The sequence below is a fragment of the Rhizobium sp. CB3090 genome (assembly GCF_029714285.1).
Taxonomy (GTDB): domain Bacteria; phylum Pseudomonadota; class Alphaproteobacteria; order Rhizobiales; family Rhizobiaceae; genus Rhizobium.
Map to the genome: position 1 here is coordinate 3,279,641 of NZ_CP121662.1, position 22,045 is coordinate 3,301,685.

Genomic DNA, 22,045 nt, shown 5'->3' on the forward strand with positions numbered 1-22,045 from the left:
ACGCACTGAAAGGAAATGTCGCATGAGCGCGCTGCGCTTTGCTGCCATCGGCCTCAACCACGATCACATCTACGGCCAGGTCAACGTCATGCTGCGGGCCGGCGCCGAGCTCGTCGCCTTCCACGCAGTCGAGGACGACCTCGCCGCCGTCTTCGCCGGACGCTTTCCGCAGGCAAAACGCGTCACCGACAAGCGCGAAATCCTGGAGAACCGCTCCATCGACCTGATCGTCAGCGCGGCGATCTCCAGCGAGCGGGCCGGCCTTGCCATCGAGGCCATGCATCATGGCAAGGACGTGATGCTCGACAAGCCCGGCATGGTAACGCTCGATCAGCTCGCCGAAGTGCGAAGGGTTCAGGCCGAAACCAAGCGTATCGTCTCCATCCTCTATTCCGAGCACTTCGAGACGGCATCGACCGTCAAGGCGGGCGAATTAGTCAAAGCCGGCGCCATCGGCAAGGTCATCCACACGACCGGCCTCGGTCCCCACCGGCTGCGCAAACCGACCCGGCCGGATTGGTTCTTCGACCGCAAGCGCTACGGCGGCATCATCACCGACATCGCTTCGCATCAATGCGAGCAGTTCCTGTTCTTCGCCGACTCGCTCGAAGCCGAGATTCTGTCCGCGACGGTTTCCAACCGCGCCAATCCGGAAACGCCCGGCCTGCAGGACTATGGCGATTTCCACCTGCGCACGCCTGACGTTACCGGCTATGTCCGCGTCGACTGGTTCACGCCCGACGGCCTTTCCACCTGGGGCGACGGCCGCCTCTTCATCGTCGGCACGGAAGGCGCGATCGAGCTGCGCAAATATATCGACGTAGCCGGCCGTCCCGGCACCGATCACCTCTTCCTCACCGACCGCAAGGGCATGCAGCATATCGATTGCAGCGGCGTCGAGCTGCCCTACGGCCGGCAACTGGCCGCCGATATCAGGGACCGCACCGAAACCGCGATGGGACAAGACCATTGCTTCAAGGCCATGGAGCTGGCGCTGAAGGCGCAGGCGCTCGCCGAGGCAACATCGCTCAAAAGCATTCAGAGGTAATCTCGACATGTCCGACGTGAAGAAAGTCGCAATCATCGGCCTCGGCATCGGCCGCTCCCATATTGTCGAAGGCTATCTGCCGCATCCGGACCGCTTCGAAGTTGCCGCTCTCTGCGATCTCAATGAGGAACGCCTGAACGCCGTGGGCGACGAATTCGGCATCACGCGGCGGCTCAAGGATTTCGTCGAGATCCTGAACATGCCGGATATCGACATCATTGATATCTGCACGCCGCCCGGCTCGCATTTCGAACTGATCATGCAGGCGCTTGCCGCCGGCAAGCATGTGGTTTGCGAGAAGCCGCTGGTCGGCTCGCTCGCCGATGTGGACGCGCTCATCGCGGCGGAAAAGACGGCCAAGGGCAGACTGATGCCGATCTTTCAATATCGCTATGGCGACGGCATTCAAAAGGCAAAGCGCATCATCGAGGCCGGCATCGCCGGCAAGGCCTATGTCGCCACTTCGGAGACGCATTGGGTGCGCGGCGCCGACTATTATGCAGTCCCATGGCGCGGCAAATGGGATACCGAGCTCGGCGGCGTGCTGATGACGCATTCGATCCATCTGCACGACATGCTGACCTATCTGATGGGCCCAATTGCCGGCCTTTTCGGCCGCGTCGCCACCCGCGTCAACGATATCGAAGTGGAAGATTGCGCCAGCGCCAGCCTGCTGATGGAGAATGGCGCGCTGGCGACGATCAGCGCAACGCTCGGCTCGCAGGAACAGATCAGCCGCCTGCGCCTCGCCTTCGAAAACGTGCTGATCGAGAGCAATCACGAGCCCTACAGCCCCGGCCAGGACCCCTGGAAAATCGTTCCTGCGAACGACGAGATCGCCGCGAAGATCGATGCGCTGCTGACCGATTGGACGCCAATCCCGATCCGCTTCAACACGCAAATGAAGCTGTTCCATGAAGCGCTGGTGTCGGGCGGTCCGCTGCCGGTGACGACAGCCGATGCCCGCCAGGCACTGGAGCTTGTCACCGCATTCTATGAATCGTCGGAAACGCGCACCGAAGTCCGCTTTCCGGTCGGCCCGGAAAGCACGAAATACAAGAGCTGGAGGCCGGCATGACAACGGCCGTGCGAGCCATCAGGACGAACAAGGAGGAAGCGCCCATGGCGACAAGCGTCTCGCTGCAGAAAGTTATCAAGCGCTATGGCGAGCTCGAGGTCGTCCACGGCATCGACCTGGAAATCGAGCCTGGCGAATTCGCCGTTTTCGTCGGCCCATCGGGCTGCGGCAAGTCCACGCTGCTGCGCATGATCGCCGGCCTGGAGCCGATTTCCGGCGGCGCGCTCTATCTCGACGGAAGCCGCATGAACGATGTTCCCGCCTCCAAGCGCGGCATCGCCATGGTGTTCCAATCCTATGCGCTTTATCCGCACATGTCGGTCTACAAAAACCTCGCCTTCGGCCTGGAAACGGCGGGCATGAAGAAGCAGGAGATTCAGCCGCGCGTCGAGAAGGCGGCCGAGATCCTGCAGATCAAGCAGCTCCTGCAGCGTAAGCCGAAGCAACTTTCCGGCGGCCAGCGCCAGCGCGTCGCCATAGGCCGCGCCATCGTGCGCGAGCCGAAAATCTTCCTCTTCGACGAGCCGCTGTCCAACCTCGACGCCGAACTGCGCGTGCAGATGCGCGTCGAGATCGCCCGCCTGCATCAACGGCTCGGCAATACGATGATCTACGTCACCCACGATCAGACGGAAGCCATGACCATGGCCGACAAGATCGTGGTGCTGAACGGCGGCAATATCGAACAAGTCGGCGCGCCCCTCGATCTCTACAACAAGCCGCGCAACAAGTTCGTCGCCGGCTTCATCGGCTCGCCGAAGATGAACTTCCTGGACGCCAAGATCGTTGCCTCCGACGACGGCTCCGCCGTCATCGACCTCAACGGCCAGACGGTGCGCCTGCCGCGCCGCCTGGGCGGTCTCCAGCCGGGACAACCCGTCACCCTCGGCGCCCGTCCGGAACATCTGAATGTCGGCGACCGCGGTCTGGCGCTGGGCAACGCCCGCGTCGATCTGGTCGAACATCTCGGCGGCCAGACGATCCTCTATGTCACACTGCACGGTGGCCAAGCGCTGACGGTCGCGCTGGAAGATCAGCAGGCTATCCGCGCCGGAGAAACGGTTAGTATCCACATCGATCCCGAGCGCTGCCATCTGTTCGGACCGGACGGCGTGACGTTGTAGAAGGGCTGCAAGTTGCGCTTATCTCTCCCTTGGCCGGCGAGAAAGCGACACGAGGTTGCTTGCGTGTCGTCTTAGCGTCGACAAAGCCAAACGAAAAAATTATGCTCCGACGGCATAGAAGCCGTGGGAGAGACGCGATGGACCCGAGAACATTCATTGGCGAGAGCCTGGTGGCAGGGGAGGCCTCCGGCGAGATCCTCTTTGCGGACGTGGGCCTGAGCTTCATGGGCGGAACGAATCCCGCCACAGGTCAGGTGACCGACACCCACCACCCATTGCATGGGCAGAGCGTGGCCGGGAAAATCCTTGCCATTCCGAGCGGTCGTGGATCTTGCGCCGGCAGCCTCGTCATCTTCGAGCTACTGACGAACGGACATGCACCCAAGGCCCTCGTGTTCCATCACAAGGAAGCAATTCTCACATTGGGGGTCATGATCGCAAACGAGCTGTTCGCGCTCGGGATTCCTGTCATTTGTCTCAGCAAGGATGATTTCGAATCTCTGAAACTGTATCGCTACGCCGAAATCCGGAACGGGGCCGTCACCGTATCCATGGACGCGCCTCAAGATGTCGAGTCGAATGTGCCGGTCGCACCGCTTGACATCGAAGGGTTTCAGCTCAGCGACCTCGACAGGAAGTTCCTGGATGGGGCGTACGGCGAAGCAGCGCGCATTGCCATGCGGGTCATCATCCGTGCGGCGCAGCTCGAGGGTTCGGACAATCTGATTGCCGTCGACATGGCGCACATCGACGGCTGCTTCTATCAGGGACCGGGCAGCTTGCTGTTCGCGCGAAAGCTTTGCGATCTTGGCGCTTTTGTCAGAATACCGGCGACCATGAACGCGCTTTGCGTCGATCGCCAGCAATGGAAAGACCAGGGCGTCGTCGAGGCCCTCGGGCTTCCTTCCGACGAGCTCGCAGACTGTTTCGTCAGGATGGGGGTCCGCCCGACATATACCTGCGCTCCCTATCTCCTCGACGGTGCCCCGACCTTCGGACAGCAGATCGCCTGGGCAGAATCGAATGCCGTCGTTTTCGCCAATTCCGTGATCGGCGCGCGGACGCTAAAATATCCCGATTATCTGGACATTTTGGTCGCCATTACGGGCCGCGCTCCGAACGCCGACTGCCACGTCGAGTCCAAACGTCGGGCCACTTTGCGTATCGACGTCTCCCTCTCGAACGTCGACGACTCGCTATATCCGCTGCTCGGCTACCATGTCGGAAAGATCGCCACGAATGAAATTCCGCTCATCTGCGGGCTGGAAGGATTCCCTGTTTCGCACGATGACCTAAAGGCGTTCGGCGCCGCGTTTGCCACGACATCGGCAGCGGCGATGTTCCACATTCTCGGTATTACTCCGGAGGCGGCGACGATCGCCGACGCCTGTTCCGAGAACGAACACGTCGAAGTCGTTACCGTGACCCGCGAAGACCTGCTCGAAACATGGCATGAATTGAACAACGCGACGACCGACCACGTCGATCTGGTCTCCCTCGGAAATCCGCATTTCTCGCTGACCGAGATCGAACGGCTCTCCGAACTGTGCGGTGGTCAGAAGAAGGCGGACGGGTTGTCGCTCATCGTGACGTGCGGCCGCGAGGTTTATGCCAAGGCGAAGGAAAAGGGTTTCGTCCAGCCGGTCCTGGACTTCGGCGGCACCTTTCTAAACGACACCTGCTGGTGTCTGATCGGAGAACCGGTCGTCGGCCGTGATATCAGGAACATCATAACCAATTCTGGAAAATACGCGCATTACGGCCCGGCAGCAGTGCAGCGAGGTTTCCACTTTGGAAGTCTTGAACGCTGCGTCGACGCAGCAAAAACTGGCCGGGTCACACGCGATCTGCCCGGCTGGCTGCGTGGCTAGAGTGTTCCGCCCGGTCACACTTCGACTATTCGCCGGCCTCCCAAGGTCCTGATCTGACCGGTGGGTACGGTGTCTACCGCAGTTCCAGCCCGCGGATGAAGCCTCAACCGCCGGGGCGCCCCCGGGGCGAGATGGAACCAATCGTCCTCCGCCCGATAGGCTTCGAAATCGATCTGTACCGACTGTGCCAACCGGTCGCTGCTGAGATCAAGGAACCAGTGATTGTCCTGCTGCGCGACGGAAGCAGTGATTTCTGCCTCGTGAAAGGCTTTCGTCCTGCCCAAAGGAAAATAAAAGGCTTCGGCGATCAGCGCCCCCGTTTCGCGCGCTGTAAGCCGCGCTACCGTCACATCATGCGACGGCGGGCCGAAGCGGAAAGCATAGGTCGAGTCAAAAAAGGCGCCGAAGAGATCGGTGCAGGCGATCTTGTGCTTGCTGCGGGCTTCGATCGATAATTCCCGCTTGCCACTGACCACTGTCTGCCGACCGTCGCGCAGGCAGACCACATCGAGATCGAGGTCGAGGGCAACATCGCCCTCGTTGATGACATGCGCATCGAGACCATTGGTGCCTTCATCGGTGAGCAATACCTGCACCGGCCGGAAGGAGCGGCGGAGCGCGTACCATATGGGCTTCGGCTCGCCGGTGGAATCGATCACACCCCAGCCGGGGCCGGGCAACAGATCCTGCAGCGTCCAGACGAGGGCACCGTTGCAGTCGGAGCCCTGCCGCCGCCATTCGGCATAGGTTTCTTCCGCGACTTCGCCTGTAACGGCCCGCGACAGATCGAGATAGAGATCCGGATCTTCGCGCCGCAGGCGATTTGGTTCAAAGCCATAGAGCTCGCTGAGATAATGGTCGCGCGCATCCTCGAAATCCCAGGAAGCGCCGCGGTCGCGGGGCACGCGCTCTTTCCATAGCGGGCTATGGACTGCCGGGACGGGCAAATGCCGCGCCAAGCTCCGGGCCTGCGGCACATGCGCGAAAGCCAGGCTTTCCGCCGCGAAGCGGACATCGGCACGCCGCGCGTCGTCCAGCGGCCGCATGTAGGCGCCGACGCCATAGTAGTGCGTCACGCCCGCATTCGGGGAAAACGGCATAGCGCCGCCCGAGGGGGAATTGACGACATAGGGAACATCGGGCCGTAGAGACTTTACGACGGCAGGAATGATCTCCTCCACGATCGGGCTTGCCCAGAAGCGCTCGGGCAGGCCCATCATTGCCGCCTGCTGATACATTTCGCTGCCGCCGCAAAGGACGGCGAGCGAGGGAGACAGGCGCGTACTGGAAAGAAGCTGAGCCGCTTCCGCCTCGACATGGGCATTGAAAGCCTTGTCGTTCTTCGGATAGTCGAAATTGGCGAACATGAAATCCTGCCAAACCAACAGGCCGAGTTCATCGCAAAGCCGGAAGAATTCCGGTGTCTCATAGGCCATGGTGCCGCCGATGCGGATCATGTTCATGCCCGCCTCCGCCGCCAGCCGGAGCCATAGCTCGTAATCTTCACGGCTACCGGGCAGGCGGGCGATATCCGCCGTCGTCCAGACGGCACCGCGGCAGAAGATGCGCTCGCCATTGACAACAAGCGCAAAATCCTGGCCATCAGCACCGTGATCGACCGTCAGCCGGCGGAAGCCGGTACGCCCGAGCGGATGCTCCACGCCATCGATGATCAGCGCCACGTCATAGAGATCGGGCGTTCCGTGGGTATGCGGCCACCATGGCGTCACGCCGGGGATTTTCAGGATCGCCGTGCAACGGCCGCCATTGTCTTTCTGGAAGGCCTGTTCGACCTCGCCACAACGAAGCACGATCTCACCGACCTGCCCCTCGACGATAAGCGAGGCGTAAAGCCGGCCCTCGCCATCCTCCAGCAGATCCGGACGCAGCGAAAGGTCGCGGATGACCGGGCTATGCGGACGCAACAGCGAAATCGGCCGCCAGGGACCGACAGCGTGAATCTCGGGGCACCAGCCGGGCATGTGGCCGAGCAAGGTCGTCCGGACCAGTCGCAGCCCCTGCGGCGTGATCATCTGCGGCCGCCACCGGGCTCTTGGGCCGGGTTCGGCAAGCCGCGGCTCCAGCGCGCGAAAGCAGAGCGCCAGCTCATCACCACCCAGCAGATGGATGGCGAGTTCGTGCGATTCGAACATGCTTTCGGAGACGAGAATTTTTCTGCCATTCAGGAAGACTTCGCAGAGCGTTGCCAGCCCTCCGAGCCGCAGAACGGCATTGCCGGGGTCGGCGTCGACCAATCGGCAAAGATACCAGGCATCCTTGTCGTTCAGCGGATGGGGATTCTCGCGATTGAAGAGCCCGGCCTTTTCGAGCGACCCGGCCACGGTGCCCGGCACCGACGCTGGGATGAACCCGGCCGAAAGCGGCACGTCCGAAGGCGAGGCGCAGGCACCCGCATCCGTCAGAACCACATTCCACCCTTCGCTCAGCAGCGTCTCGCCGCCAATATCAGCCAAACGCCCGTGCATTGCATCCCTCAGCTCAGAACAGGATTCCCAAGAGCGCAGTCGGCTTTTGGGAGGCGATCATGTTCGCCTACAGCTTTTGTTCAAGCAGCCCCATCATCGAATCCCATGCATCCGCGGCCGGATCAAGGGCCGTCTGCAGCGGCTCGAATTTCTTGCGTGTTATGGCGCGAGCAAGCTGGAACTGTACCGATTTCGCCACCTCCGAAATTCGCCGGGCCTCGCCGGCAGCTTCCGAAAAATCTGCCGAGAGCCAGTCGAGATGACTGCCCGCCAGCTCGAAATTGGCGCCGAGCTGGCGCAGCGTGTTGAAGGCATATTTATGGAAAAAGCCGAAGGGCCGCTCGGCCACCGCTTCCACCTGCGCCGGGAAAACCGCTGCGAAGGCACGGATGGGATTGGCGACGGGACGACGGCGGAAATGGAAGGCCAGAAGTTGCCTGGATGTCTGCCGAATGGCTGCCTCGCCAGGCACACTCTCGGGAAACTTCGCAAATTCCGTATAGGGCAGGAAAGGCAGATCCTCTTCCGTCAGATGCAGTTGGAACAGCCCGTCGAAATCCTCGCCCGATAGCCGGAAGAAACCGCCATTGTGGAAATAATCGAGCTCGCGGCCCGCCATATCCAACCGGTTGATGGCGACGGTCGTCTTGCCATGCTCACGGCGATAACCGACGCCCTGGGTGTCGGGCATATAGAAGGAATCCATCTCGACAAGGCAGAGCCGACCACGGCCGATCTGCTCGGCAATGTGGTACTGGACCTTGTCGTAGATTGCCAGTTCCGTGCAGCGGATTCCGTAAAGCGCTTCCAGATCTTCAAGCGGCACCTTGAAGAAGGTGAACTGGTCACCCTCGAAATCCTGCGTCATCGTGAAGCCGAGCATGGCTTCCGGCGGCAGCTTCAAGCTTGAAAGCACCTCGATCCAGAGATCGATGTAGCAATTGGTTTCCGGCCACATGCGCTCGCTGTCGTGCAGCGCATGTGGCTTATAGGCGGCGGGATCCAGTCCCTGAAAAACGGCAACCATGGAAGCGATCAGCCCCACAACGCCTTGCGCACGCTCTCGGGCCATTCCTTAGTATCGAGACCGTGGGTGTGGAACAGCGCCAGCGCGATGCGCTCCAATCCGAAGCCGACGCAGGCTGTATGCGCGACGCTGCCGTCTTCGAAGTTCAGACCCCATTTCGCGCCGAATGCGTCCTGGTGATAGTTGAAGCTCATGCAGGCGGTCGGATTGGCGGCTGAGGTGATCGGGATCAGCAGCTCGAATTTCAGGTTCTGGTCGCGCTGATTGTTGGCAAGCATCTTGCCGGCCCGGCCAAAGAACGGGTCGTTGGCAACATCGATGGTCACGTCGAGCCCAACAGCCTTCATCATCTCGATGCCGCGATCCATCCAGCTCTGGCGAAAATCCGTCACATGCTTGTCGGTGCCCATGCAAACATATTCTCGCATGCGGAACAGTTGCTGGCGAGCCGGATCCTTGGAAGGCTCGTGGCGAAAGCAATAGGACTGCAGGTCGAAAAGTGCGCCGCTATCCGGCAACGCGCCGCGCTTGGCGACCGTCGGATAGAGCGGATAGCAGGCGGCCGGCGTCAGCACGATATCCGTCGCTTCCTGATCCTTCGTCCAGTCGTCGCCCACTTCCATGCACTTCAAGAGGCTCATGTGGTCGAGTTCGTTGCCGCAGAAGCTGTGCACCGTGCCGGCAAGCTGCGGGAAGCTCTTCATGTAGCCGCTCTTTTCGAAGAAGGCGCGGTTCATGCCCGGCGGAAAGCGGATGGCTTCGGCACCGTCGGCGCCGCCGAACCTGTCGATCAGCCTCTCGAAGGCGGAAATGACGTCTTCGAATTGGCCGCTGCGGCCATAGAGCCCATCAACGCCGGTGTCGATCAGAAGACCGGATTCGAAAAGGCGGTCGAGAAACGAGGTCTGCATATCCATGACGATTATCCCAGTAGGCTGGTATCTTGTTTGTGGACGAGCAACATGGTCGACGTGTTGCCGAGAATGCGGTCGTTCGAGATCATCAGTTGAGCGGAATGCGCATCGCGCAAATGGCGGCCGAGGCTGTAGGGAGTACCGTTCTTGTAGCCCATGATGCCGCAGATCAGCATCGCGTGGTTGATGATCGGCAGGATCATCTCCGACGACGCGATCTTGACGTTGTTCATGGCAACGGCAAACGCCATCGAGGAGAGCCGGTCGGCATCCACCTTGGCCTCCTCATAGACTTTCAGGCCGGCGACGACGTTCGATTTTACCATCTGCAGCAGGCTCGAGACTTCCGCCAGCCGCAATGCGCCAGGCGGCTGCGTGCCGGGCGACTTGCGGGCCGCGGCGCGCACGAAAGCCTGGGCGCGAGCCACCGCATCGGCTGCGATGCCATACCAGACGCCGCTCCAGAGCAGATGCGAGCTAGCCAGCATCGACTGCGCGGCGATCTCGGCAAACGGCTTCGGCAGGATCTGCACGGCCGGCGCTTCGCCTTTGAACAGGAAACCGTCGGAGCAGGTGCCGCGCATGCCGAGCGTGTTCCACTCGATGGTGCGCTCCAGCGTGTATTGATCCCTGAGAAACACCGTCATGACCTGATCGGAGGAAGCTGCCTCGGCATGGCTGCGCGAGGTGATCAGAATCGCGTCGGCATGGGCGCCGTAGGAGATGACGGTTGCGTCCTTCTCAAGGAAGCACCACTCGCCTTCCACCTTGATGGCGCAGATGCTGTTGCGGAGATTGCCGCCGATGCCGCCTTCCGTCGTCGCCGATGCCAGCAGAAGCTGTTCCTTGGCGATGCGGCGCATGAATTCGCAGTGCCATTCGCTGCCGGCGCCATGTTCGACCAGGCTCGAAAGCTTGATCTGATGCATGGCGAAAACCATGGCGCTCGCCGCGCAGGCCTGACCCAGGATCGAGCAGAGCTCGGCTATTTCGGTGATAGACGCGCCTTCGCCGCCAAGATCGGCAGGGATTTGGATCGACAGCAGCCTTTCGGCACGCATCGCATCCACGGCCTCCCGCGGGAAGCGGCCCTCGGCGTCGACTTCATCAGTATATTTGCCGGCGATGACAGCGACCCGCGCAGCGCGCACCGCCGCCGTATCTCCGGCTCCGGCTTCAACCAAAGCGACCGCGACATTCATCAGGCAACCTTTCGGCTGTCCAGGATCATGCCGACCGTCTTTTCGATGGCAACGATGCTGGCAAAGGATTTGCGGTTCAGCAGATTATCGGGGAACTCGATGTCGAAAGCCTCTTCGATGCCGAGCATGAGCTGCACCGACGCAAAGGAAGACAGGCCTGCCGCATAGAGATCGGCATCGTCGGCAATCTGATCGATCGTAACGGGAAGCGCACCAAACTTGGCCAACAAATCGCGAATCGTCTTATTCATCCTTTAGTCCTCCAGGTAAACGTAAACACGACGGCAGTAACGCCGCCCTATCCTGAGCCGAGAAGTAACAGGGAAAATAGAACATTCCGCTAAGCGACGTGGTAAATACAACCATGCTATACTTAGCAAGAAAATCTTATATTTTAGATTTACCTAAGAGAAATTTACGGTTTTTAAGCCATATAACATGCCGTTTCCGGAATAATATCTGGTATGGCTAAAATTTGTGCCGAATGATGTGGGAGAAAATGATACTTGGCGGCAAGGTTAACGTGCAAATTTACCCGCCAAGTTCATTTATAAACGCAGCACTGCAGACATCCTGAAGTAGCAGTGGCGGGTATGGAGCAGATCCTACCTTTCCGGCGGATAGACATGCTCGCCGCCGCGATAGTCCGCGATGGAATAGCAGCCTTCGCCGACCTCGCGGACGGCGCTTCTGCCGATGTCCGCCTTGCCATGGCCGCCTGGTATATCGAGGATGTAGGTGGGTTGGCAGAGGCCGGAAATACGGCCGCGCAGCGCCGCGACGATCTCCTGCCCCTCCGCTATCGTCATGCGAAAATGGCTGGTGCCGGGGGCAAGATCGGGGTGATGCAGGTAATAAGGCTTGATCCGCGTCTCGACGAAAGCCCTCATCAGCGCCGCCAGAACATCCGGATCGTCGTTGACGCCCTTCAGCAATACGGACTGGCTGACGAGCACAATGCCGGCATCGACAAGCCGCGCGCAGGCGGCACGCGCCTCTGCGGTCAGCTCGCGCGGATGGTTGGCATGCAACGCCAAATAGACCGTCTTGCCGCTCGCCTTCAGCGCCGCAATCAGCGCCCCATCGATCTTCAAGGGATCGACAACGGGCACACGAGTGTGGAACCGGACGATCTTCACGTGCTCGATATTGGCCAGCGCACTCAGCATCTCCTCGAGCCGGCGCGGCGACAGCACCAGCGGATCGCCGCCGGTCAGGATGACCTCCCAGATCTCGCGATGATCGCGGATATAGGCAAAGGCGGCATCGAGCGCCCCCGCATCCAGCGTGCCGAGGCCGTGCGGCCCGACCATCTCACGGCGGAAACAGAAGCGGCAATAGACCGGGCAGACATGCACGGCCTTCAACAAGACGCGGTCGGGATAGCGATGGACGATGCCTTCGACCGGACTATGGGCATGATCGCCGATCGGATCGGCCCGCTCTTCCGGCAAAACGATGAGTTCAGCCATGTCGGGCACGAATTGCCGGGCGATAGGATCGGCAGGATCGCTGCGGTCGATCAGCTTTGCCATGGTAGGCGTGAGCGCAATGGCGTAACGCTCTGCTACCGCCTCCAGCGACCGAGCCTCGCCGGCATCGATCAAACCGGCCTGTTCGAGGTCGTCGACACTTCTGATCGGACGCATCACATTCATGAACCAAACTCCGAAACCGGCGCCCAGAGCACCTGTTCGATCCGCGATGCGCCCGTCGCCAGCATCACCAGCCGGTCGAAGCCCAGCGCTATGCCGCTCGCCTCCGGCATGACGGCAAGGGCTTTGAGAAATTCCTCATCCAGCGGATAGGTCTCGCCGTATATGCGGGCTTTCTCGGCCATCTCGATCTCGAACCGCCGCCGCTGCTCGTCGGCATTGGTGAGTTCCCCGAAAGCATTGGCGAGCTCGACGCCGCAAGCATAAAGCTCGAAGCGCTCGGCGACGCGATGATCGCGCGCCGAGGGCCGGGCAAGAGCGGCTTCCGAGACCGGATATTCATCGAGGATCGTCGCCCGGCCGAAGCCAAGATAGGGCTCGATCTTTTCGACCAGCACGCGGCTGAAAAGATCGGGCCAGTGGTCGTCCTTTGCAACGCGCATACCGATACGCCGCATCTCGGCGGCCAGATGCTCACGGTCCGTCGATCCGTCGAGTCCGATCGAACCGAGCAAATCGATCTTGGCGTAACGTTCGAAGGCGGCGGCGACGCTGATGCGCTCCAGTGTTAGGAACGGATCGGTTTCGGCGCCGCGATAGCTGAGTTTCTTCGCCCCCACCGTCTCCGCCGCCAGCGCCAGCAGCGCGGCACAATCGGTCATCAGCGTCTCGTAGGTCTCGCCCGCCCGGTACCATTCCAGCATGGTGAATTCCGGATGGTGCAGCGGCCCGCGCTCGCGGTTGCGATAGACATGGGCGAAGCAGGCGATGCGTTCCTCACCGGCGGCCAGCAGCTTCTTGCAGGCGAATTCCGGTGAAGTGTGGAGATAAAACTGCGCCTTCTGGCCATCTGTCGTCAGCGCCTCCGTGGCGAAGGCATGAAGATGCGCCTCGTTGCCCGGCGACACCTGCAGCGTCGGCGTGTCAACTTCGATGAAACCATTACGGACGAAGAATTCCCGCAGCGCCGCCTGGATAGCATTGCGGCCAATCAGGAACGGCCGCCGGTCAGCGTGCACGCTGCGGGTCCACCATGGGGACGCTTTGCTGCTCGTTGGTTCCATTGCACGCTTTCTTCTCGGGATCGCCGGGGTGGGGGTGGCTATTTCCGCTGATTTAGGGTAGTTGCGCGCCCAAGCAAACAATAGCTGCGTCTCGAGGTGCATTTCGACAGTCCTCTACGACGCGACAGGCCGAGTTACAAGGAAGTCTTATGGTCAAGGTCATCGCCTCTTCAGTCCGCAAGGGCAACGTTCTCGACGTCGACGGCAAACTCTACGTCGTTCTTACCGCTCAGAACTTTCATCCGGGCAAGGGCACGCCGGTCACCCAGGTCGACATGCGCCGCATCGTCGATGGCGTGAAAGTGTCCGAGCGCTGGCGCACCACCGAGCAGGTCGAGCGCGCCTTCGTCGAAGACGTGAACTTCCAGTACCTCTATGAAGATGGCGAAGGCTTCCACTTCATGAATCCGGCCACCTACGATCAGGTCGTCGTCGACGTCGAAACCATGGGCGACCAGAAAGCCTATCTCCAGGAAGGCATGACCTGCATCCTGTCGATCCACGAAGGCGTTCCGCTCGCCATCGAACTGCCGCGCCACGTCACGCTGGAAATCACTGAAACCGAACCGGTCGTGAAGGGCCAGACGGCATCGTCCTCCTACAAGCCCGCCATGCTGTCGAACGGCGTGCGCACCATGGTGCCGCCGCACATCAACGCCGGCACCCGCGTCGTCATCGCCACGGAAGACAATTCCTACGTCGAGCGCGCCAAGGACTGAGTGATCGGCCCATCGTTGCACGGGAAACGCCCTGTCCTCACGGATGGGGCGTTTTTTTGTTTTGGGTTTCGGCGTGATGATAGCAGACGGATGCTACGCCGAACCGCGCTTGAAAATACCCAAGTTGTTAGGTTATTTTTCTCCCGGTTACAGTTCTTCGTCAGCATGGAATGCGCTTCGTCATTTACACGGCTGATCACGAACCCCCTCATGCTCACGTTGTCGGCGAAGGTGAAGCGCGGATCGATATCGTCACTCTGATCGTAATCACCCAGGGCGGGATGTCTGATAGAGACGTCCGCCGGGCGGTGGCTACAATAGAAGCAAACCAACAATTAATCCTGGATACCTGGAGAAAGTATCATGGTTGAGGTCACCGATGCGGAATTGGCCCGAGCAAAGCAGCGCTGGGAAGCAGAACGAATTGAGCGGCCCATTCCACTTTCCGTCCGTTTCGATAGCCCCTCGGAGCGCGTCGTTGTTGAATTTACCAACGGAGCATCCTTTATGTTCCCGGCCCGCTCCCTAGAGGGTTTGGAAGAGGCAACCGCTGCGCAGTTGGCCGAAGTGGAGCTCCTGGGCGAGACGGCACTGCATTGGGAAAGCCTCGACGCCGACTACACGATTACCGGTCTGATGAACGGAATATTCGGCACAAAAGCATTTATGGAAGCTCAGCGACGTGGCGGCCAATCCCGCTCGCCCGCGAAAATCGCGGCTAGCCGCGCAAACGGCGCCAAGGGTGGGCGCCCCAAGAAATCTGCGGAACATTCCTGACAGAGGTTGCTACCGCGACGGCGCGTTCGCCCTCTTGGGGCTTGGAGCCTGTATCACTGACGCCGGCGGCACGACTTCGGCGATGACCTCTTCGTGCGGCACCAGCGCCTGCAAATGCAGGACGCGCGGCGACATTGTCTGGAGGTAGGCTTCGGAACGGCCGATATAGATGACGGTAGCGTCGGTGAATTCCGTCAGCAGCGCCGAGAACTTGGCCTGGATATCCGGCTCCAGTCCTTCCATGACTTCGTCGAGGATGATCCATTTCGGCTGCGCCAGCAGCAGATGCGCAAAGGCGAGCGCCTTTTGCTCGTCATTGTCCAGCAGCCGGTCCCAGCGGGCCTGCGTATCGAGCCGGCTCTTCAGGCGGCCAAGGCCGACCCTATCCATCGCGGCCTCGACGGCGGCATCGTCATAGGCATCCCGATCCTCGGGGAAGCAGATCGCTTCGCGTAGCGTTCCGCCCGGCACATAGGGCGTATGCGGCATGAACAGCATGTCTTCCATCGGCGGCAGGCTGATCTTGCCGGCGCCGCAGTTCCATTGATGTGCCAGCGACTGGAACAGTAGCCTGCGGTTCACGCCATGATCGCCGTTGACCATGATGTGCTCGCCGGCGGCAATCGTCACCGTGCCTTCGCGGATGCGGAAACCGTTCTCGATGGCATCCTCGCTGGTCTTGGTGGAAATCTCCACGTCCGCCCAGACCATTTCACCGGGCGCCGCATGATCGAAGGCAATGGTATGCGGCATGACCTTACCGTCATCCATTTCCGTCAACGCCTGGCGAAAATCGGTGACGCGCATCAGCGTGGCACGCCATTCCGCGATCGGGCCAAAATTGGCGACATACCAGCGCAAGGCAGTATTGACCTGGTTGAAAGCGCCCACCGCCACCATCAACTGGCCGATCGTCAACCCGCCGGAGAAATAGGCGGGCGCAGCCACCAGGATCGGGATGATCAACACCAGCCAGCCATAACCGGCCGAAACCCAGGTGAGATTGGTATTGGCGATGGCGAGCTGGCGAATGACGGCAAGCACCGCGGAGATATCGAGATTGATCCGCCGGCGCTCATTCTCCTCGCCACCGGCAATGGTGATCGCCGGCATGTGCTCGTTGGCGTGCATCAGCGCAAAGCGCAGCTCGGCTTCCTTGGAATAACGGTCGGCATTCAGCCGCACCAACCTGCGGCCGACGAACTGGCTCAGGAACGAAGCGGAACCGGCATAGATGATCGCCGCCCAGACCATGTAGCCGGGAATGGAGAAGCTCATGCCCTTGAAATTGAAGACCATGCCGCTGGAGAGTTCCCAAAGCACGCCGATGAAGCTCAAGAGCAGGATGGTCGCCTGCACCAGGCCGATCGCCAGACCTGTCGTGCTTTCGGCAAGATTGCGCGCATCCTCATGCAGCCGTTGGTCCGGATTGACGCCGATCAGGCCGGAAGAGGCGAGACGAAGCGCGCGCTTGGCCTGCAGCCATTGGTCGACGAGGTCACGCGCCAGACCTTCGCGCATATAAAGCGCGGTCATTTGATTGAGCCATGCCTGCACGACGTTGAGGACCAAGAGCAGGCCGGCGATGATGCCGAAGACGCCGAGCTGATGGAAGAATGCCCTGGTATCGCGTCGCGCCAGCGAATCATAAAACGGCGCATTCCAGTTGTTCAGCAGAACCTGGACATAGGCCGTGACGAGGATAATTACGAACAACGCAATCGTAAGCGAAACGATCTTGACGCGTACGGCCGAATTCCAAAAGGCGGAAAACATCATGCGCAGCCGATAGAGAACGCTAAAGTCGTATCCGACCCGGTCAGCACTCTCGATATTCGGCTTGGCTTGCGTATCAACTGCCATCAACACTTCCCTGCAACGCACTTAATCCTCAGTTAATCATGACCTGCTCACATGTCCATCCATGCGATACATCAGCGTGATCACGTTCGGTATATACACCGTTTCACGCCTTGAACCGAATAGGGCCAAGGACTAGCTTGCGCCCCAAAGATTGATGAAAGCCTTCCAATGCAATTTCAGGGCACCGCAGACTATATTGCCGACAAGGATCTGATGGTTGCTGTCAACGCCGCCATTCGGCTGGAACGACCCCTTTTGGTGAAAGGCGAACCGGGGACCGGCAAGACGGAACTGGCTCGCCAGGTCGCCGCAGCGCTGGGGCTCGATCTCATCGAATGGAACATCAAATCGACCACCAAGGCGCAGCAGGGCCTCTATGAATATGATGCCGTCTCACGCCTGCGCGACAGCCAATTGGGTGACGCGCGCGTCAACGACGTCAAAAACTATATCCGCCAAGGCAAGCTCTGGCAGGCGTTTACGGCACCAGAGAAATGCGTGCTGCTGATCGATGAGATCGACAAGGCCGACATCGAATTCCCGAACGATCTGCTGCAGGAACTCGACCGCATGGAGTTCCATGTCTACGAAACCGGCGAAACGATCCGCGCCGCCGTCAGGCCGATCGTCATCATTACCTCGAACAATGAAAAGGAGCTGCCGGATGCTTTTCTCCGCCGCTGCTTCTTCCATTATATCCGCTTTCCCGATGCCGAAACGCTGACACGCATCGTCGAGGTGCACTATCCCGGCATCAAGCAGGCATTGGTGCGAGCAGCACTCATCCAGTTTTTCGAGATCCGCGATGTGCCGGGTCTGAAGAAGAAGCCCTCGACCTCCGAAGCGCTCGATTGGATCCGCCTGCTGGTCGCCGACGATGTCGATCCGGCTACCCTGCGTGTCGATGCGAAGAGCGCGCTGCCAAAGCTGCACGGCGCGCTGCTGAAGAACGAGCAGGACGTCCATCTCTTCGAACGGCTGGCCTTCATGGCGCGCGGGCAAGGGAAATGATGCAGCCGGATGCCCTGAAGGTCTTGATCTATGCGGTGAACGACCGGCACTTGCTGGTATTCGATGAGCCGGATTTTCCGGCCGTCCAGCTCCAGGTTCCCGGCGGCACGGTGGAACCGGGCGAAGATATCGCAACGGCGGCGGCGCGCGAATTCGAGGAGGAAACGGGTTTTGCGCCAGACGAACTCCATCCGCTCGGCGTTCACGATTATCGTTTTGAAAAGAACGGGCGCGAGCATCACCACCAACGGCACTATTTCCGCTGCCGCATCTCCGAGACGGCGCCCTCCACCTGGCTTCACTATGAAATGACGCCATTCGACGGCGGCGATCCGATTGGCTTCCGTTTCTTCTGGCTGCCGATCGAGGACGCCAAGCGGCGTCTGGGCTATGGTATGCAAGCACTCCTTGAACATCTGTAGGTGGCACCCGACATCACGGCGCGGCCGCGGTCGCCCTGTGCCTCGAAAAGCGACGGAGGGCCGACCATACCCGCCCTCGCCCTTCGAGGCTCCACCCTCCGGGTTCCGCTCCTCAGGGTGAGGGCTGATCTTCTACGCCTTGGCGCAAACCCTCTCCGCCTCACCCTGAGGTGCCTTGGCGTTGAAGCGTCAGCGCAAACGTCAAGGCCTCGAAAGGCGAGGCGGCCCTGGGCCTGGAGTTAACCCATTGACCCGCCGGGGTCACAGGTCTATTGAATTTCTCCCGTGGTGATTTGGCCGGCCGGCTTGCAGCCACGTTAAAAAAGTCGCTAAAGGGCCGCGTGCGGACCGGTAGCGATTCTTATCGCGGCCGGTTTTTTGTTTTTGGTCGAGTGACAACGATGCCCATCAAGATTCCCGATACGCTGCCCGCGTTCGAAGCCCTCCAGAGCGAGGGCGTGCGGGTGATGACCGAAACGGTGGCGATCCGGCAGGATATTCGCCCCCTTCAGATCGGGCTTCTCAATCTCATGCCGAACAAGATCAAGACCGAAGTGCAGATTGCGCGCCTTGTCGGCGCCTCGCCGTTGCAGGTGGAATTCTCGCTGATCCGCGTCGGCGGCCACAAGGCCAAGAACACATCCGAAGAGCATCTGCTCGCCTTCTACCAAACCTGGGAGGAAGTGAAGGAGCGCAAATACGACGGCTTCATCATCACCGGCGCGCCGATCGAGCTGCTGGATTATGAGGAGGTCACCTACTGGGACGAGATGCAGCAGATCTTCGACTGGACGGCGACCAATGTGCATTCGACGATGAACGTCTGCTGGGGCGCGATGGCGGCTGCCTATCATTTCCATAAGGTGCCGAAATATACGCTGAAGGAAAAAGCCTTCGGCGTCTATCGCCACCAGAACCTGAAGCCGTCCTCGGTCTACCTCAACGGCTTTTCCGATGATTTCGCCATTCCGGTCTCGCGCTGGACGGAAGTGCGCCGCGCCGACATCGAAAAGGTGCCGGGGCTGCAGATCCTGATGGAATCGAGCGAGATGGGCGTCTGTCTGGTCCACGAGCAGGCCTGCAACCGGCTCTACATGTTCAATCACGTGGAGTATGATTCCACTTCGCTGGCCGACGAATATTTTCGGGACGTGAATGCGGGCGTGCCGATCAAGATGCCGCACAATTATTTCCCGCATAACGACCCGGACATCGCGCCGCAAAACCGCTGGCGCAGCCATGCGCATCTGTTCTTCGGCAACTGGATCAACGAGATCTATCAGACGACCCCCTATGATCTCGAGGAGATCGGCCAAGAGAGGTTCTGAGCTTGTTCATTCCCTTCTTCCTGAAGCTGAAGGAAGCAAAGGTTCCGGTGACGCTCCGGGAATTCCTGTCGCTTCTGGAGGGAATGGAAGAAGGGATCGCCGATTATGACGTCGAGGCCTTCTACTATTTGGCCCGCGCATCGCTGATCAAGGACGAGCGCTTCATCGACCGCTTCGATCAGGTGTTTGCCGATTATTTTCAGGGTGTCGAGGCCGTCGGCAATGATGCGGCACCGGCCGAGCCGGTCGCTGTCCCCGATGAATGGCTGCGCAAGCTCGCCGAAAGACATCTGACGGACGAGGAAAAGAAGCTGGTCGAGGCACTCGGCGGCTTCGAAAAGCTGATGGAGACGCTCCGTCAGCGCCTTGCCGAACAAGAAGGCCGCCACCAGGGCGGCTCAAAATGGATCGGTACGGCAGGCACGTCGCCGTTCGGCGCCTATGGCTATAACCCGGAAGGCGTGCGCATCGGCCAAGACGCGTCCCGTCACCGCAAGGCGGCGAAAGTCTGGGATCGCCGCGAATTTCAAAATCTCGACGATAGCGTCGAGCTCGGCACCCGCAACATCAAGGTGGCGCTGAAACGGCTCCGCCGCTGGGTGCGCGAAGGCGCGGCAGAGGAGCTCGACCTTTCCGGCACGATCCGCTCCACCGCCGAACATGGCTATCTCGACGTCCAGACCCGGCCGGAGCGGCGCAATGCCGTCAAACTGCTGATGTTCTTCGATGTTGGCGGCTCGATGGACGATCATATCCGCGTGGTCGAGGAACTGTTCTCCGCGGCCCGCGCCGAATTCCGGCATATGGAATATTTCTACTTTCACAACTGCCTCTACGAAGGCGTATGGAGGGACAATCGCCGCCGGCGTGTCGATGTCACCGCGACGACCGATCTGATCCGCACCTTCGGCCCCGACTACCGCGTCGTCTTCGTCGGCGACGCCTCGATGAGCCCCTATGAGATCACCCATCCCGGCGGCTCGGTGGAACATTGGAACAAGGAGGCGGGCGATATCTGGCTCAGCCGCATCACCGGCCATTTCCGCAAATGCGTCTGGCTCAATCCCATACCGGAAAACTATTGGGGCTATACGACCTCGATCTCGATCATCCGCCGCTTGCTAGCGGAGCGGATGTATCCCCTGACTCTTGGTGGGCTGGAAAAGGCGATGCGGGAATTGTCGCGCTAGAATTGCCCATAGCTCCTCACCCTAGCCTCCGTTGTCACATACATTGCACACTCCCGGCGCAGTCTGGAAACCACGAACCAGACGAGCTCTTGATCCCCCTCTGCCCGCCCCTAAATTTCGCGATCGAACCGGTTGCGGACCGACGCAAATGGGGGCAGGGTCTGGCCTCGAATTTTCGATAGGAATGGATGAGCTGATATGACGAAGGATAATTTGGAGCGGGAAGTTTTCGGAACGACGGCCGATGGAGAAACGGTCTATCGCGTCAGAATAGCGGGCGGCGGCCTGACGGCCCATATCATGACCTGGGGTGCCGTCATTCAGGACCTGCGGTTGGACGGCCATAGCCCCGCCCTTCTGCTCGGCTTCGACAACTTCGACGATTATCCGGCCCACTCCTCCTATTTCGGCGCTACGCCCGGTCGCTGCGCCAACCGCATCGGCGCCGGCCATTTCACGCTGGACGGTAAGGACTATCAGCTCGACCTCAACGAAAAGGGCGTCACCCATCTGCACGGCGGCAAGGACAACATCGCCAAGCGCAACTGGACGATCGTCGAACACGCCGTCGACCGCGTCGTGCTGAAGATCGTCGATCCCGACGGCCGGGCCGGCTATCCCGGCAATTGCACGATCCAGGCGACCTATTGGGTGCATGGCAACGGCGAATTCTCGGTCATCTATGAATCGACGACCGATAAGCCGACGCTCGCAAATGTCTGCCAGCACGCCTATTTCAACCTCGATGGTCGCGACGACGCACTCGGCCACGACATCATGATCGCTGCAGATAACTATACGCCAACGGACGAAAAGCAGATACCGACGGGGGAAGTGCGCCACGTCGCCGGCACCGTCTTCGATTTCCGCGAAATGGCGCCGATGATGCGCTTCGATGGGGCCGAACAGGCGCTCTACGACCATAATTTCTGCCTGTCGTCCGAGCGTACCGCCAAGCGCTCGGTGGTGCTGGCGCGCAGCGTCAATTCCGGTGTTTCGCTTGAGGTGCGCACGACCGAGCCCGGCGTGCAGTTCTACGCCGGCTTCAAGCTGGATGTTCCCGTTCCCGGTCACGACGGCCGCAAGATCGGCCCCTTTGCAGGTTTCTGCCTTGAAACTCAGATTTGGCCGGATGCCATCAACCACCAGAACTTCCCGAACGCCGTCCTTCGTCCCGGTGAAGTGCTGCGGCAGGAAACGGATTATATCTTCACCAAGAATTAAGCTGACGACATCCTTTTCGACCGGGCGCACATCACGCCCGGT

Annotated in this window: 20 protein-coding genes and 1 riboswitch; of the genes, 12 read left to right on the forward strand and 8 right to left on the reverse strand. The window is 60.3% G+C overall.

Annotated features, from left to right (window positions below; translation table 11 throughout):
- Positions 1–22 precede the first annotated feature (22 nt).
- From QA646_RS15795 to QA646_RS15810, 4 genes are read left to right on the forward strand one after another with little or no spacing between them, the layout of a single operon-like run.
- Positions 23–1,048: a Gfo/Idh/MocA family oxidoreductase gene (locus QA646_RS15795; RefSeq protein ID WP_283056363.1), complete on the forward strand. Its 1,026-nt coding sequence runs from the start codon at positions 23–25 to the stop codon at positions 1,046–1,048.
- 7 nt (positions 1,049–1,055) lie between these two features.
- Positions 1,056–2,126 (forward strand): Gfo/Idh/MocA family oxidoreductase, encoded by a 1,071-nt coding sequence (locus tag QA646_RS15800; RefSeq protein WP_283056364.1) that lies wholly within the window; start codon positions 1,056–1,058, stop codon positions 2,124–2,126.
- 44 nt (positions 2,127–2,170) lie between these two features.
- Positions 2,171–3,250: a sn-glycerol-3-phosphate ABC transporter ATP-binding protein UgpC gene (gene ugpC / locus QA646_RS15805; RefSeq protein ID WP_283058886.1), complete on the forward strand. Its 1,080-nt coding sequence runs from the start codon at positions 2,171–2,173 to the stop codon at positions 3,248–3,250.
- A 29-nt stretch (positions 3,251–3,279) separates the two neighbouring features.
- The gene (locus tag QA646_RS15810; RefSeq protein WP_283056365.1) at positions 3,280–5,121 is read left to right on the forward strand and encodes an aconitase X; all 1,842 of its coding nucleotides are present in this window, start codon (positions 3,280–3,282) and stop codon (positions 5,119–5,121) included.
- 14 nt (positions 5,122–5,135) lie between these two features.
- Here the strand turns inward: QA646_RS15810 and QA646_RS15815 are convergent, their stop codons facing one another.
- The 7 genes from QA646_RS15815 to epmA form a co-directional block, all read right to left on the reverse strand.
- Positions 5,136–7,607 (reverse strand): glycoside hydrolase family 2 protein, encoded by a 2,472-nt coding sequence (locus tag QA646_RS15815; RefSeq protein WP_283056366.1) that lies wholly within the window; start codon positions 7,605–7,607, stop codon positions 5,136–5,138.
- Positions 7,608–7,674: 67 nt separating this feature from the next.
- On the reverse strand, positions 7,675–8,634 hold the full coding sequence (locus QA646_RS15820) for a DUF1839 family protein (protein WP_283058887.1): 960 nt from the start codon (positions 8,632–8,634) through the stop codon (positions 7,675–7,677).
- 8 nt (positions 8,635–8,642) lie between these two features.
- Complete coding sequence (locus QA646_RS15825; RefSeq protein WP_283056367.1) at positions 8,643–9,551, reverse strand: amino acid--[acyl-carrier-protein] ligase; 909 nt, start codon at positions 9,549–9,551, stop codon at positions 8,643–8,645.
- Between the two features lie 5 nt (positions 9,552–9,556).
- Positions 9,557–10,750 (reverse strand): acyl-CoA dehydrogenase family protein, encoded by a 1,194-nt coding sequence (locus QA646_RS15830; RefSeq protein ID WP_283056368.1) that lies wholly within the window; start codon positions 10,748–10,750, stop codon positions 9,557–9,559.
- On the reverse strand, positions 10,750–11,001 hold the full coding sequence (locus QA646_RS15835) for an acyl carrier protein (RefSeq protein ID WP_283056369.1): 252 nt from the start codon (positions 10,999–11,001) through the stop codon (positions 10,750–10,752). Before QA646_RS15835 ends, QA646_RS15830 begins: the two co-directional genes overlap by 1 nt.
- A gap of 354 nt (positions 11,002–11,355) precedes the next feature.
- Positions 11,356–12,408, reverse strand: a complete 1,053-nt coding sequence (locus tag QA646_RS15840) for a lysine-2,3-aminomutase-like protein (protein WP_283056370.1) — start codon at positions 12,406–12,408, stop codon at positions 11,356–11,358.
- Complete coding sequence (epmA, locus tag QA646_RS15845; protein WP_283056371.1) at positions 12,405–13,469, reverse strand: EF-P lysine aminoacylase EpmA; 1,065 nt, start codon at positions 13,467–13,469, stop codon at positions 12,405–12,407. Before epmA ends, QA646_RS15840 begins: the two co-directional genes overlap by 4 nt.
- A gap of 149 nt (positions 13,470–13,618) precedes the next feature.
- On the opposite strand from epmA, the gene efp reads away from it, so the two are divergent.
- From efp to QA646_RS15860, 3 genes are all read left to right on the forward strand, one after another.
- Positions 13,619–14,188, forward strand: coding sequence for an elongation factor P (gene efp, locus QA646_RS15850; protein WP_106999436.1), 570 nt, complete (start codon positions 13,619–13,621; stop codon positions 14,186–14,188).
- Positions 14,189–14,358: 170 nt separating this feature from the next.
- A complete protein-coding gene (locus QA646_RS15855) occupies positions 14,359–14,559 on the forward strand; it encodes a DUF4160 domain-containing protein (RefSeq protein ID WP_283056372.1) in 201 nt (66 codons plus the stop codon).
- The gene (locus QA646_RS15860; RefSeq protein WP_283056373.1) at positions 14,552–14,965 is read left to right on the forward strand and encodes a DUF2442 domain-containing protein; all 414 of its coding nucleotides are present in this window, start codon (positions 14,552–14,554) and stop codon (positions 14,963–14,965) included. Before QA646_RS15855 ends, QA646_RS15860 begins: the two co-directional genes overlap by 8 nt.
- Before the next feature lie 9 nt (positions 14,966–14,974).
- Here the strand turns inward: QA646_RS15860 and QA646_RS15865 are convergent, their stop codons facing one another.
- Entirely contained in the window at positions 14,975–16,828 is a 1,854-nt protein-coding gene (locus tag QA646_RS15865; RefSeq protein WP_283056374.1) for an ABC transporter ATP-binding protein/permease, read from the reverse strand.
- A 168-nt stretch (positions 16,829–16,996) separates the two neighbouring features.
- Between QA646_RS15865 and QA646_RS15870 the strand changes: the two genes are divergently transcribed.
- The 5 genes from QA646_RS15870 (at position 16,997) to QA646_RS15890 (ending at position 22,003) form a co-directional block, all read left to right on the forward strand.
- Complete coding sequence (locus QA646_RS15870; protein WP_283056375.1) at positions 16,997–17,839, forward strand: MoxR family ATPase; 843 nt, start codon at positions 16,997–16,999, stop codon at positions 17,837–17,839.
- Positions 17,839–18,261, forward strand: coding sequence for an NUDIX domain-containing protein (locus QA646_RS15875; protein ID WP_283058888.1), 423 nt, complete (start codon positions 17,839–17,841; stop codon positions 18,259–18,261). The genes QA646_RS15870 and QA646_RS15875 overlap by 1 nt, the downstream gene beginning before the upstream one ends.
- Positions 18,262–18,536: 275 nt before the next feature.
- Positions 18,537–18,614: riboswitch (SAM riboswitch) on the forward strand.
- Between the two features lie 48 nt (positions 18,615–18,662).
- Entirely contained in the window at positions 18,663–19,589 is a 927-nt protein-coding gene (gene metA, locus QA646_RS15880; RefSeq protein WP_283056376.1) for a homoserine O-succinyltransferase, read from the forward strand.
- Positions 19,590–19,591: 2 nt separating this feature from the next.
- Entirely contained in the window at positions 19,592–20,779 is a 1,188-nt protein-coding gene (locus QA646_RS15885; protein WP_283056377.1) for a VWA domain-containing protein, read from the forward strand.
- A 198-nt stretch (positions 20,780–20,977) separates the two neighbouring features.
- Entirely contained in the window at positions 20,978–22,003 is a 1,026-nt protein-coding gene (locus QA646_RS15890; protein WP_283056378.1) for an aldose epimerase family protein, read from the forward strand.
- Positions 22,004–22,045 lie beyond the last annotated feature (42 nt).